The sequence below is a fragment of the Streptomyces sodiiphilus genome (genome assembly GCF_039529215.1).
In the GTDB taxonomy this organism is placed as follows: domain Bacteria; phylum Actinomycetota; class Actinomycetes; order Streptomycetales; family Streptomycetaceae; genus Streptomyces; species Streptomyces sodiiphilus.
In genome coordinates this window covers 1-13352 of record NZ_BAAAMJ010000086.1, presented here as the reverse complement: position 1 = coordinate 13352, position 13352 = coordinate 1, and the positions used below count along the sequence as shown (strand labels likewise).

The window sequence follows — 13352 nt, the reverse complement described above, 5'->3', positions numbered from 1 at the left end:
CGTGGACGTCGCCGGGCGGCCCGCCGGGCCGCCGCTCCGGCCGGGGCCCCGAAGGCGGCCGAGGCCGAGGCGGTCACGGTCGTGCCCGCCGCCGAGGCGCCCGTGGCAGAAGAGGCCACTCCGGCAGTGACCGAGGAGGCCCCCGGGGCCGTCGCTGCCACGGAGACCGCCGAGCCGGCTGCTGCAGAGCCGGCCACGGCGCCGCGCGGCCGCCGGAGGGTGGCCCGCCGGGCCGCCGCGCCCGCGGCCCCCCCCGCGGCCACCGAAGAGGCGGCGGTCGTGGTCCTTCCCGCGGAGCCGGGCCCCGCGACGCAGGCCGAGGCGTCCGAACAGGCGGAGCCGGAGCCGGTGGCTCCCGCCGCTGCCACGACGCGTCGGCGCGCGGTCCGCCGTGCCTCCGCCCCCGCCGGATCGCCCGAGGGCACCGCGGAGGCGGCGGTCACCGTGATCCCCGCGGCGGCAGGTGCCCCGGCGGAGGGGGAGCCGGAGGAGCCGGTCCGCAAGACTGCGAAGAAGACCACGAAGAAGGCCGCGGCAAAGAAGACGGCCGCCAAGAAGACCACGGCGAAGAAGACCGCGGCCAAGAAGACGACCGCGAAGAAGACCACGGCCAAGAAGGCGGCGAAGAAGCAGTCCGCGAAGTCGTCCGCGGCCGCCGAGCAGCAGCCGTCGTCGGTCTCGGCCTCCGCGGAGGACTGAGCACCGCGGGTGCGGCGGCGGGCCCCGTTCCGCCGCCGCACCCCGGCCGGGGCAGGATTTGACCTGGTCGTCACGGTGTCCGTATCGTTGACAGTCGGCGTGTCGAGTGACACGCCGCGCTCCTGAGCACCTACCTCCCGCTCCGCGCCCCGGCGCACCGCGGGAGAGGCCGGGCTCACCCAAGTGGCTGACACGGGGGCCGTCCCGGCTGGCATCAGGAGCTCCGAATCGAGCGAGAGAGAGTTCCGCGTGTACGCGATCGTGCGCACCGGCGGCCGCCAGCAGAAGGTTGCTGTCGGCGACGTCATCGAGGTTGACCGGATGTCCAGCAGCAAGGTCGGCGACAGCGTCGAGCTCTCGACCCTGCTCGTCGTCGACGGCGAGACCGTCACCAGCGACCCGTGGGTGCTGGACGGCGTGAAGGTCCAGGCCGAGGTGCTGGACCACCACAAGGGCGACAAGATCCGGATCCAGAAGTACAAGAACAAGACCGGCTACCGTCGGCGGATCGGTCACCGTCAGCTGCACACCCAGCTGAAGATCACGAACATTCCCGCCCCGGCGAAGTAAGGGACTGAGACAAGATGGCACACAAGAAGGGCGCATCGTCCACCCGGAACGGCCGCGACTCCAACGCGCAGTTCCTCGGTGTCAAGCGCTTCGGTGGTCAGGTCGTCAACGCCGGCGAGATCCTCATCCGCCAGCGGGGCACCCACTTCCACCCGGGTCAGGGTGTCGGCCGCGGCAAGGACGACACGCTGTTCGCGCTGCAGGCCGGAGCCGTGCAGTTCGGCAGGCGCCGTGACCGCAAGGTGATCAACATCGTTCCGGTCGCCGAATAAGCGACCCGGACGGGCACCACTTTCCGAGGGCGGACCACCTTCCCGCGTGCTGCACGCGGGAAAGCGGGTCCGCCCTCAGCACGTATCAGCCGCAATCAGCCGCACAGCACCGCAGAATTCCGGGAGGCCCCGCCATGACCACCTTCGTGGACCGCGTCGAACTGCACATCGCCGCGGGTAACGGAGGCCACGGCTGCGCCTCCGTGCACCGGGAGAAGTTCAAGCCGCTCGGCGGCCCGGACGGCGGCAACGGCGGGCGCGGCGGCGACGTCGTGCTGACCGTGGACCCGGACGTCACCACGCTGCTGGAGTACCACCACGGCCCGCACCGCAAGGCCACCAATGGCAAGCCGGGGGCGGGCGGTCACCGTACCGGCGCCGACGGCCAGGACCTGGTGCTGCCGGTACCGGACGGCACCGTGGTGCTGGACCGGCAGGGCAACGTGCTGGCGGACCTGGTGGGCCCGGGCACCACGTTCGTGGCCGGCCGGGGAGGCCGTGGCGGCCTGGGCAACGCCGCGCTGGCCTCCGCCCGCCGCAAGGCGCCCGGTTTCGCGCTGCTGGGCGAGCCCGGCGAGGCCCGCGACATCGTGCTGGAGCTCAAGACCGTCGCCGATGTCGCCCTGGTCGGCTACCCGAGCGCCGGCAAGTCCTCGCTCATCTCCGTGCTCTCCGCCGCCAAGCCGAAGATCGCCGACTACCCGTTCACCACCCTCGTGCCCAACCTGGGGGTCGTCACCGCCGGTTCGACCGTCTACACGGTGGCGGACGTGCCCGGCCTGATTCCGGGGGCCAGTGAGGGCAAGGGGCTGGGCCTGGAGTTCCTGCGGCACGTCGAGCGCTGCTCGGTGCTGGTGCACGTGCTGGACTGCGCCACCCTGGAGTCCGACCGCGACCCGGCCGCCGACCTCGACGTCATCGAGGCGGAGCTGGCGGCCTACGGAGGCCTGCAGGACCGCCCGCGGCTCGTCGTTCTCAACAAGACCGACGTGCCCGACGGGCAGGACCTCGCGGACATTGTCCGCCCGGACCTGGAGGCCCGCGGATACCGGGTCTTCGACGTCTCCGCGGTCTCCCGCAAGGGCCTCAAGGAGCTCTCCTTCGCTCTCGCCTCCCTGGTGGCCGAGGCCCGCGCCGCCGCCCCCCGGGAGGAGGCCACCCGGATCGTCATCCGCCCCCAGGCCGTGGACGACGCGGGGTTCACCGTCACCCGCGAGGCCGACGGCATGTTCCGGGTGCGCGGGGAGAAGCCCGAGCGCTGGGTGCGGCAGACCGACTTCAACAACGACGAGGCCGTGGGCTACCTGGCGGACCGGCTGAACCGGCTGGGCGTGGAGGACGAACTGCTCAAGGCCGGGGCCCGGGAGGGCGACGGCGTCGCCATCGGCCCCGAGGACAACGCCGTGGTCTTCGACTGGGAACCGTCGATGGCGGCCGGTGCCGAGATGCTCGGCCGGCGAGGCGAGGACCACCGGCTCGACCCGCTGCGGCCGGCGGCCCAGCGGCGGCGCGACCGCGAGGCCGAGCGCGACGAGGCCCAGCGCGCCTACGAGGGTTTCGACCCCTTCGACTGACCGGATCCGGTACCGGCCGTATCCGGACACAATCGGTTCTCCTGAGCGGGCCCGTGGAGCGTTCCACGGGCCCGCCGCCGTTTTCCGGCCGTCTGCCGCGCGTCCCCGATGTGACCGTTGACACATTCCGAACCGTGCCGGGAGGGGAAATCCCGGAAGCCCGGATTGGTTTGTCACAAGCCTGTAACTGGCGACAACCGTTCATCCCGTATAAAGGTCAAGGTTTCGAGGGGTTAATCTTTTCCTCTCACATGTATCCCTCTTCGGACCGGCAGGAGTGGTTTTGTTCAAGCACCCCCAGGAGGCGCGTGCCCGCACCACGGCGGTTGTCCTCGCCGGCGGAACCGGTCAGCGCGTGGGACTGGCGATACCGAAGCAGCTCATCAAGATCGCCGGCAAGGCCGTCATCGAGCACACCCTGGCAGTCTTCGAGCAGTCGCCGGACATCGACGACATCCTCGTCCTGATGGCCCCCGGCTATGTGCCGGATGTGGAGCGGATCGTCGAGAAGGCCGGCTTCGGCAAGGTCTCCCGCGTCCTGGAGGGCGGTGCCACCCGCAACGAGACCACCGAGCGCGCCATCGCGGCCCTCGGCGAAGGTCTCGCCGAGGGCGAGGACCGTCACGTGCTCTTCCACGACGCCGTGCGCCCGCTGCTGTCCCAGCGCGTGGTCAGCGACTGCGTCAGGGCCCTGGAGCGCTACAGCGCCGTCGACGTGGCGATACCCTCGGCGGACACCATCATCGTCACCCGCACCCACGGCGACGACGGCGAATTCATCACCGACGTGCCCGACCGCTCCCGCCTGCGCCGCGGCCAGACCCCGCAGGCCTTCCGGCTCTCCACCATCCGCCGCGCCTACGAGATCGCCGCAGGCGACCCCCACTTCCAGGCCACCGACGACTGCTCCGTGGTCCTGAAGTACCTGCCGGACGTCCCCATCCACGTGGTGCCGGGCGACGAGTTCAACATGAAGGTCACCCAGCCCGTCGACGTCTTCATCGCCGACAAGCTGTTCCAGCTCGCCTCCACCGCGGCCCCCGGACAGGCCGACGAGGCCGCCTACCGTGAGCTGCTCACCGGCCGCACCCTCGTCGTCTTCGGCGGCTCCTACGGCATCGGCAAGGACATCGCCGACCTCGCCGAAAGCTACGGCGCCCGCGTCTACGCGCTCGGCCGCTCGACCACCGGCACCCACGTGGAGAACCCGCAGGACATCGACGACGCGCTGGCCAAGGCCTACGTCGACACCGGCCGGATCGACTACGTCGTCAACACCGCCGGTGTGCTGCGCATCGGCAGGCTCGCCGAGACCGACGAGTCCGCCATCGAGGAGACCCTCAAGGTCAACTACCTCGCCCCGGTGCACATCGCCCGCTCCGCCCACCGCTACCTCGCCGAGACCGGCGGCCAGCTGCTGCTCTACACCTCCAGCAGCTACACCCGGGGCCGCGCCGAGTACAGCCTGTACTCGTCCACCAAGGCTGCCGTGGTGAACCTGACCCAGGCCCTGGCCGACGAGTGGGCCGCGGAGGGCATCCGCGTCAACTGCGTCAACCCCGAGCGGACCGCCACCCCGATGCGCACCAAGGCCTTCGGCAAGGAGCCGGCCGGCAGCCTGCTGTCCTCCGAGGAGGTGGCCCGCACCTCGCTGGACGTGCTGCTGTCCACCCTCACCGGCCACGTGATCGACGTCCGCCGCCAGGACCCGACCCACACCGGCGACTTCGACCACGCCCTCGCCGCGGCCCTGTCCGCGGGGGAAGCAGAGGGAGAAACAGCATGATCCGGCGCCTGTGTGCCCTCATCGGTGTCGAGACGAGGGCCGAACTCGGAGCGGCCGTGCTGGTGGGGATCAGCTACCCCCTGATGCTGGCTGCCGCCTTGGTTCCCAGCGTGCCGTTCTTCGTGGCGGCAGCAGCGGTCAGTTACGCCGCGGACCACTTCCTGCACCGTCGTGGCAGCTACCTTCTGGTCCGGCTCACCAAGGCCCGCGCCGGGTTGTCCCTGCGTTTCCTGTTCCGTGAACTGCTGCTTGTCCTGCTGTTGGCCAAGACAGGACTGGCCGGTCAGCCGGTCTTCTACATAGCCCTGGTCGCCTGCCTGGTCTTCTACAGCCTCCAGGCACCGCACACCGCACTGGTGATGACAGTGCGGAAGAAGCGCAGACTGCCGATCGCCACGCGCAACATCGATCTCTCCACGCTGCCGGTGCCGGATGGTGCACCACGCGCCCTGACCCACCGCGCCGTCGAAAAAATCCTCCACACCGAACTGCCGATGTTCGCCGGACTCGTTGTCGTCGCCGCCACCGGATCGAGCGTGGCCGGTCACATCGGTATCGCGGTGACCATGCTGCTGGCCCTGGCCTACTTCGTCGTGCTGCTGCCGGGTCTGCGGCCGTCGAAGCTGCCGCCACCGCCCGAGGAGACGCTGAAGTGGTTCGACGGCTGGCTGCGCGACCACCGCCCGACAGTCGCCCTCTATTTCTCCGGCGACCGCAACTCCGCCTACCAGGTCAACATGTGGCTGGAGACGCTGGAGGAGCTGGACGAGCGCGCCATCGTGATCCTGCGCGAGCGCTATCTCCTGCCGCAGATCGCCACCACCACGCTTCCGGTCGTGTGCGTGCCCAGCGCGGTGGATCTGATGAACATGGACCTGTCCATGATCCGGGTCGGCCTGTACCCGGCCAATGTCGGCAAGAACATCCATCTGCTGCGAGTGCCCACGATGAAGCATGTCTTCATCGGCCACGGCGACAGCGACAAGATCGCCAGCGTCAACCCGTACTCCAAGGCCTACGACGAGGTGTGGACGGCAGGCCGGGCCGGCCGCGACCGGTGGGCACTGGCTGCGGTGGGTGTCCGCGACGAAGACATCGTCGAGGTCGGCCGCCCTCAGCTGGCACCCATCCAGGCCGCGAAGGGCGTGCCGGCAGGGCGTATACCCACGGTGCTCTACGCCCCCACATGGGAAGGCTGGACGGACGACCCGGGCAACACCTCGCTCGTCCTGGCCGGGGAGAACATCGTCCGGCGTCTGCTGGACTCCGAGCGGCCGGTGCGGGTCCTCTACAAGCCGCACCCCTTCACCGGCACCCGTTGCTCCCGGGCCGCGGCCGCCCACCGGCGCATCGTGGCCATGGTGGAGCGGGCGGCCGCCGAGCGCGCGGCCGACCCACGGTGGAACGCAGAAGCGGAGCGGACCGCCGGGGACCGGGCCCGGGCCCTTGACGCGCTCCACAAGATCGACAGTGCCCGGGCGGTCGAGGCCACCGGAGACGAACTGGGTACCTGGGACGACGCTGTCGTCTCCCGCGACGCCATGACGCTTCCGGAGCGTGCCGCACTGGAGGAGCACCAGCGGACGGAGTGGAACGACGCCTACTGGCAGTCGTTCGGCTGGTGGGAACACCGCGTGGTGACCGGCCCCGAACCCCGGCTGTTCGACTGCTTCAACCAGTGCGACGCCCTGGTGTCCGACATCTCCAGCGTCGTCTCCGACTTCATCGCCAGTGGTAAGCCCTACGCGGTGGCCGACTCCGCCGGCCTGGGCCACGAGCGGTTCACGCGGCAGAACACTGCCGTACGAGCCGCAGTCATCCTCTCCAACGAGGCCACGGAACTCGAGGGCCTGCTGGACGCGGTCCTTGTGCCCGAAAGCGATCCGCTTGCCACCGCCCGGAACGAACTGAAGAGCTATCTTCTCGGGCCGGACGAACCCACCTCCCTCGAGCGGTTCCAGAAAGCGGTCAGTGCGCTGGCTGCCAAGGCGGAGGCCCGCAACACGGCCGGCACGGCCGAGCAGGAGGCCGCCATCCCCGCCCAGCGTGGCGGTGTCAGCGCTCCCACAGGCTGAACCGGGCTCCTCGCAGACCGCAATCCGTACCCCACAGGAAGGCTGAGCCCGCGTGGCAAAGAAGCCGGAAGACATAGTGCCGGACGAGCTGAAACGACGCCTGCGCTTCCTGCCCGAGGCATCGCAGGAGGAGGCCCGGGACTTCCTCCGCGACGCTGGGCGGTTCCTCGGGTCGCTTCCCCAGGAGAAACTGCGCACTTTCCCACCGGTGTCCCGGATCAAGTGGCAGCTGATCCGGGAAGAGAAACTTGACGAACTCGTCGCCGCCATCAGGTTCGAGCGTGACAACCCCTCCGCGTTTCGAGTCACCGGCCGCGTGCGGCCGAAGGCCGTGATTCCCGGTGCGGACCGTGCGGCGCTGTCCGGTGAGGTGACGCGGCTGAGGCGCAGTGAGATGCCGCTCCGGGCCAGGGCCACCGAACTGGTATGGCGTGACGGCGTGCTGGTCGTCCGCGGTTACGCCTACGTGGCGAACACCCCGCCGGGCAAGGGCCTGGCCCCGAGGCTGGCCTGGCTTCGGAAGAAGGAGAGCCGGCTGCGCCTGCCCTTGGCCTTCCGGACCAGGACGGAACCGCAGGCCACCAGGGACTCCAAGCAGGCCCTTCACTGCTTCGACGACGCCGGCTTCGAGATCGTGATCGACCCTTCGCGACTCCGGGCCCGCGGGCAGTGGAAGCCTGGCATCTGGCAACTGACCTTGGCCCTTCCCGCACCGGGCGGCTATCGCTTCGGCAGCGTGGGGAAGAGTGAGGTGGGCACCGCCGGGCACTCCCAGGCCCGCGATCTCGGTAACGGCGCACGCATGATCGCCGGGTTCACCGACGGGCGGCTGCAGATCACCGTCGAGACGCCGGAAGCGGAGGTGGTGGACCACACCCTGATCGGCGACGCGGTGCGTGTACTGGTGCGTGCTCCCTCGGATGCCCCGGCCGGGCTGCGGCCTACGCATCTGACCATTTCCCGGAAGAGCGTGGGACAGAAGATCACCTATCCCCTGAGCATGGGGGAATCAGAGGACAACGGGCTTGCTCTCCATGCCGATGTGCCCATCGCCGATCTCTCCGTCGCGATGTCACCCTCCGCTGCCACCGAAGACTTCGTGACCATGGTGGTTCTTGCGGATGGCAGTCTTCGGCGGGCAACGGTGCCGTCCGGGTTCCGGCCAGGGCGCTACCCTCTGCCCGAGGGGCGTGAGATCGCCGTCACCACCGACGGCCCCGGCCTGTTGAAGCTGCACGACCGCGTTCGGCAGCCTGTGGTCGACAGCCTCGAATGGACTCCGCAAGGCGAACTGCTCCTGGCGGGCGAGTACAGTGGCCCCGGTGAGAGCATGCGGCTCGTTCTTCGGCACGGTCAGCGGTTCGAGGAACATCACCTGCCGCTGACCTGCGAGGACGGCCGGTTCACCGCCCGAATCCTGCCCGATCGCATGTCTTCCTACGAAGATGTCTTCCCGCTGCGACAAGGACGCTGGTATCTCTCCTTGCGGAAGGAGAACGCGAACGACCACACGGCGGATGTCCCTGTCAAACTTCGCTGTGACCTGGTCGACAGCCTTCCGCTGAGTCATCGCGGAGCCAAGCGCACCTATACCGTGAACCGCCGGTTCTTCGACCGGATCTTCTTGTCCTCCGGTCCCGTGCTGACGGACGAGGAGCGCGGCGGCTACCGCCAGCGGCTTCTGCGCGAGGTGCACACACCCCGCTTCAAGCGGGAGCCGCTCCGCGAAGCCGTCTTCTACAACAGCTACGGCGGTAAGCAGTTCTCCGACTCGCCACGGGCGATCTACGAGGAGTTCGTGCGTCGCGGAGTCGAGGTGGAACACATCTGGTCGGTCTCCGACGATCAGGTCGCGCTGCCGCCAGGCGTGCGTGCTGTGGAGTGGCACAGCACCGAGTGGTACGAGGCTCTGGCGAGGAGCCGCTACGTGGTGACCAATGTCGGGCTCGGGGACTGGTACGAGAGCCGGGAAGGGCAGTGCGTGGTGCAGACCTGGCACGGCACTCCGCTGAAGAAGATCGGCGCCGACCTGCTGGGCACACCGAAGGCCAATCCCGCTTATATCGCGAGCCTTCCGCACCGATTCCGGCAGTTCACGTATGTCGTGTCACCGAACGCCTTCACCACCCCGATCATGCGAAACGCTTTCCAGTGCGAAGGCGAGATCCTGGAGTCGGGCTATCCACGCAACGATGTCTTCCACCGTGCGGACAGAGCAGAGATAGCCGGGCGAGTACGGGCCACACTCGGCATCCCGGAGAACAAGAAGGTCGTGCTCTACGCGCCGACGTGGCGTGACGACCAGCGCCATACCGCCACCAAGTTCAAACTGGATCTCCGGGTCGACCTGGCCGCCGCGCAGGAAACACTGGGGGAGGACCACGTATTCCTCTTCCGCAAGCACCCGAAGATCCTCGATGCCGTTCCCGGAGCCGGCCAGGGCTTCGTCTGGGACGTCTCGGCATACCCGGACATCGCGGACCTGTATCTGATCGCGGACATCTTGGTAACCGACTACTCCTCGGTTCTGTTCGACTTCGCACACTCGGGCAAGCCGATGCTGTTCTTCACCTACGACCTGGAGCACTACCGGGACACGCTGCGAGGCTTCTACTTCGACTTCACCGAACGGGCTCCCGGGCCGCTCCTCAAGAGCTCCGCAGAACTCGTCGACGCTATCAGGGACATCGAAGTGGTACGCGACAAGTACGCAGACAAGTACCAACAGTTCGTGAAGGACTTCTGCGAGCCCTCGGACGGGAAGGCGACCGCGCGGGTGGTGGACCGCATGCTGGGGGTATCCGGCTGACGTAAGCAGACCGGGGACGCCGCCGGGGACCGGCCGACAGATGGTCCCCGGCGGCGTCCCGTCTATCGCCCGCCGGTGTCCCGCGTTCCGGTGGACCCCGCCCTGCGGAAGAACCAGCTCATCGAAGGCTCCATGAGAAAGCGAAGGGTCCGCCGAACCACAGGGGAGCACATCACGGTGACGCCTGCTGCGGCCAGCAGGCTGACGACGACGGCTCCCGGTGGTCCGTTGAGCCACGTGGGGTCGTACCAGCCCCAGGCCACGCCGCCCTTGATCAGGAACCCGTGCAGCAGATAGCCGTACAGCGTGCCGGCCCCCAGCACGGTGAACCACGTGCGCCGCTGCGGAACCAGGGCGAAAAAGCACACGGTGAGAAGGATGGCGCAAGCGAACAGAGCCAGCGTCATGACAATGCCGGTTCCCATGGATGCCCCCAGCTCCTGGGCACTCTCCCGGTGGTAGAACCATGTCCACCGCAGCCGGGGAGCCGCCCACCATGCCACCGCCACCGCTGTTGCGAAGACCGGCACGGCGGCCAGCCGGACCTCCCGCCGCCGCACCAGCGCGAAGTGCTCGGGCTTCAGGCACAGCCCGAGTACGAAGAACGGCAGGAACTGCAGGACCCGCATGAGGTTGAGGTCGCCGCCGACGGAGGGTGACACGGAGGCGACGACAGCGATCAGCGTGGCTATCGGAACGGGCCAGCGGATGGCCTTCCACACCGGCACGGTGAGCCGCCAGATGAACAGTGCCATCAGGAACCACATGACCCACCAAGGGTCGAACAAGGCCACAGGAATGTCCGGATCGTCATGGATCCAGCGCCGGAAGAACGTGTAAAGGACCTGGAACACCACATACGGCACTGCCACCCCGGTGATCAGCCGCCGGATCCGCTCCGGCCGGCCGTCGGCGTTCCGGGAGAAATACCCCGTGATGATGATGAAGGCCGGCATGTGAAAGGCGTAGACCGCCATGTAGGCGGCCGTAACCGCCCTGGAGTCGCTCCGCAACGGCTCCCAGGCGTGCGCGACGGCAACGAGGACGATCGCGAGGTACTTCGCGTTGTCGAAGAACGCGTCCCGCTGCCGGGAGGCCGCCGCGGGACCGGTGGGCACAGCCGGTGAGGGGTCTTCTCGTTGCTCGTCGGCAAGCTTCCGCATCACGAGGCCCTCCCACCGATGTGCGGGGTCGTGGTCATATCGCGGCGGGACACGGGCGAGGCGCCGCGTGCGAGCAGCGTGGTCATCCTCGCCGCACCACCTTGAGCACGGCCTTCAGGACGTCGACCGTCCCCACCCGGACAGTGAGTGCGGGAGCAGCCCGCAGCGGCTTGGCATAACGCGGGAGGCCAAACCGGTACCAGCGGGCGACAGCCGGCATGACGGGGGCGGCGACATCCGCCGTCGTTCTGCACCCGGCGGCCTCGTGAGCGATCGAGACCGTCCACTCGCCCGGAGTGTCGAGGGGCAGGTCGGCGGAGAAACGCGCGGAGCTTTCGGAAAAGCACAAGGGGACGGCGCGCGATTCCGCTGGGCCGCCGGTGGCGAGAAGGCGCAGAGAATCTCCGGCGTACCGGTGCGCGAGCGTGCCTTCGACCCGCAGACAACCACGCCCGCCCGGAGCCCAGGACACTGTGTCCACGGTGAAATCCCCCAGCGGTCGGTACTTGCTGCCTCCCAGGTCCAGTGTGAGATTCCCGAACTTGGCCGTACTGTACAAAGCGACCGGCACGCCCGTACCCCCGAGGAGGGGCACCGCGTGGACGATCGTGCGGCCGTCCACCCTCTCGCCCTTCTTGTGGCCGATGCGGACCCTATGGGCAAGACCGGCGATCCGCAGCTCCAGCCACAGGTCCCAGACCCCTTCCGGCAGCGGCTTTCCGGCGACAGCAGTCGCCAGGTCGATCTCCGTCTCGAAATCTGTGCGCTGCGCAGTGCCTGGTGCACATTCCGCCGGAAACAGGTGTTCCGCCCTGCTGCGCCGTTCCCGGAGCACCGTGACCACGTCGAGAGTGTCACCTTCCACTCGTCGTAGCCCGGCGTGCCCGGTGATCCGTACGGTGGAGTCGGTGATCTCGGCGGAATCGATGCGGTGCACTGCCTCAAGCTCACGGGTGCACTCGAAGATGCTGTCCGGAATACCGGTGCGGTCGTCGCGGAAGAACGGGTAGCACGCGTACGCAAGGCCGTCCTCGATGAGGACCCGCTCGGGTAGCAGACCCTGCCCGTTGCGCAGCCGTTCGTCGCCGTTCCGGGCCATCTGCTGAGCCACGTACTCCCTGACTGCGCAGAGCTGTTCCAGTGTGCCCTGCCTGGCCAGGTGGTAGTGGAGTCGGCGGATCGCGGGCAGCCGCGCGGCGAGGGACTCGCTGTGCCACGTATTTAGCAGGCGCTTGACCTCGGCGAAGAGCCGGTCGCGTTCAGCAGTCTCGAGCTCTTCCTCACACAGATGACTCAGGACGGTCCGCAACTCGGTGACCAGATGCCGGTACATCAGCTTGTCGCGCTGCCGGCCCGTCGGTACGTGCTCTCCCAGCAGCTCGAGCATGACGCCCAGCGCCCGGACCCGGTGCGCGGTTCCCTTGATCTTCCGGCTGATGTTCTCCCCGTCCTCGCGGAAGACCCAGTACACGCAGTCGTAGTCGGTGATCACCGAGATATTCGCGGCATGGAGATAGGCCATGGCGCAGAACGGCTGGTCCTGCCGGAGCCGGAGGTCGGTCATGAAGCGCAGACCGAGACGCTCGATCATGTCCCGGCGGAAGAGCTTCATGACCGTGAGGTTCCAGTAGACGCGGGAGCTGAACACATCGGTGCGCTCCAGATGCTCCTTGTAAGCCAGGGTCGGCGCGCTGCGTCCCCCGACACCCACCATCTTGCCGAGGACCACATCCGAGGCGTTGGCGTCCGCCATGGCGACCATGCGTTCCAAAGCCTCCGCGCCCAGATAGTCGTCGGCGTCGAGGAAGAAGACATACCGCCCGCGGGCAAGGTCGAGACCGACGTTACGCGGTCCACCCGGGCCTCCGGAGTTCTTCTGGTGACGCACCCGGAGCAGACCGGGATGGGCGGTGGCCAGCCGGTCGAGTTCCTCGCCGGTGCCGTCGGTGGAACCGTCGTCGATGGTGATGATCTCCATCCGGTCCTGTCCGATGGTCTGCTCGACCACCGAAGTCACGCACCGGGTGAGGTACGGCATGGCGTTGTAGGCGCCGATGATGACACTGACGTCGGGTACTGTCACGATCCCCCCAAGCTGAGTAACACGCGCACTATATGACGGGCCCCTGCGGGTTTCCCGGTCACGCCGGAGCCCCGGGCCTGGTCCGACACGGATCGTGACCCCATTGTTCCCAAGCCGTCACTGAGGGTTCGCGGTAATTCCCGGGCCGCAACACTGGCCGGTGCCTCCTTGGCGGATCGAAATGAGCCTGATACTGCTCAGCATGTGCGTGGCTTTATATCCCACCGCCGAGTGGGAGATCAGGCAGGCTGTCCAAGAGATCTCTCACCTCACCTTGGCCGCCCTAAGGGCTGTCCCGTAAATGATCTACGGCATGCTCGA

8 protein-coding genes and 1 pseudogene are annotated in these 13352 nt (G+C 68.3%); 7 read left to right on the top strand and 2 right to left on the bottom strand.

Going from position 1 to position 13352, the window contains the following annotated elements; all coding sequences use genetic code 11:
- The 7 genes and pseudogenes from ABD299_RS24320 to ABD299_RS24290 form a co-directional block, all read left to right on the top strand.
- Positions 1-699: pseudogene (locus ABD299_RS24320) on the top strand (hypothetical protein); the annotation flags it as partial.
- Between the two features lie 249 nt (positions 700-948).
- Positions 949-1269 (top strand): 50S ribosomal protein L21, encoded by a 321-nt coding sequence (gene rplU / locus ABD299_RS24315; protein WP_344266742.1) that lies wholly within the window; start codon positions 949-951, stop codon positions 1267-1269.
- A 14-nt stretch (positions 1270-1283) separates the two neighbouring features.
- Positions 1284-1541, top strand: a complete 258-nt coding sequence (rpmA, locus tag ABD299_RS24310; protein WP_344266740.1) for a 50S ribosomal protein L27 — start codon at positions 1284-1286, stop codon at positions 1539-1541.
- A gap of 134 nt (positions 1542-1675) precedes the next feature.
- Positions 1676-3115 carry a GTPase ObgE gene (gene obgE / locus ABD299_RS24305; RefSeq protein ID WP_344266738.1) on the top strand — a complete coding sequence of 480 codons (1440 nt, stop codon included), beginning with the start codon at positions 1676-1678 and terminating at the stop codon, positions 3113-3115.
- A gap of 283 nt (positions 3116-3398) precedes the next feature.
- The gene (locus tag ABD299_RS24300) at positions 3399-4901 is read left to right on the top strand and encodes an SDR family NAD(P)-dependent oxidoreductase (protein ID WP_344266736.1); all 1503 of its coding nucleotides are present in this window, start codon (positions 3399-3401) and stop codon (positions 4899-4901) included.
- Entirely contained in the window at positions 4898-6976 is a 2079-nt protein-coding gene (locus ABD299_RS24295) for a hypothetical protein (RefSeq protein ID WP_344266734.1), read from the top strand. Before ABD299_RS24300 ends, ABD299_RS24295 begins: the two co-directional genes overlap by 4 nt.
- A gap of 76 nt (positions 6977-7052) precedes the next feature.
- A complete protein-coding gene (locus tag ABD299_RS24290; RefSeq protein ID WP_344266732.1) occupies positions 7053-9785 on the top strand; it encodes a CDP-glycerol glycerophosphotransferase family protein in 2733 nt (910 codons plus the stop codon).
- Positions 9786-9847: 62 nt separating this feature from the next.
- Here the strand turns inward: ABD299_RS24290 and ABD299_RS24285 are convergent, their stop codons facing one another.
- Both ABD299_RS24285 and ABD299_RS24280 read right to left on the bottom strand, forming a co-directional pair.
- Positions 9848-10948 (bottom strand): acyltransferase family protein, encoded by a 1101-nt coding sequence (locus ABD299_RS24285; protein WP_344266744.1) that lies wholly within the window; start codon positions 10946-10948, stop codon positions 9848-9850.
- Positions 10949-11030: 82 nt separating this feature from the next.
- Entirely contained in the window at positions 11031-13031 is a 2001-nt protein-coding gene (locus tag ABD299_RS24280) for a glycosyltransferase (protein ID WP_344266729.1), read from the bottom strand.
- Positions 13032-13352 lie beyond the last annotated feature (321 nt).

Bases quoted from the DNA above. Each gene is read 5' to 3' on its own strand.
- rpmA (WP_344266740.1), top strand. From the start codon at position 1,284: ATGGCACACAAGAAGGGCGCATCGTCCACCCGGAACGGCCGCGACTCC.
- obgE (WP_344266738.1), top strand. From the start codon at position 1,676: ATGACCACCTTCGTGGACCGCGTCGAACTGCACATCGCCGCGGGTAAC.
- ABD299_RS24295 (WP_344266734.1), top strand. From the start codon at position 4,898: ATGATCCGGCGCCTGTGTGCCCTCATCGGTGTCGAGACGAGGGCCGAA.
- ABD299_RS24285 (WP_344266744.1), bottom strand. From the start codon at position 10,948: ATGCGGAAGCTTGCCGACGAGCAACGAGAAGACCCCTCACCGGCTGTG.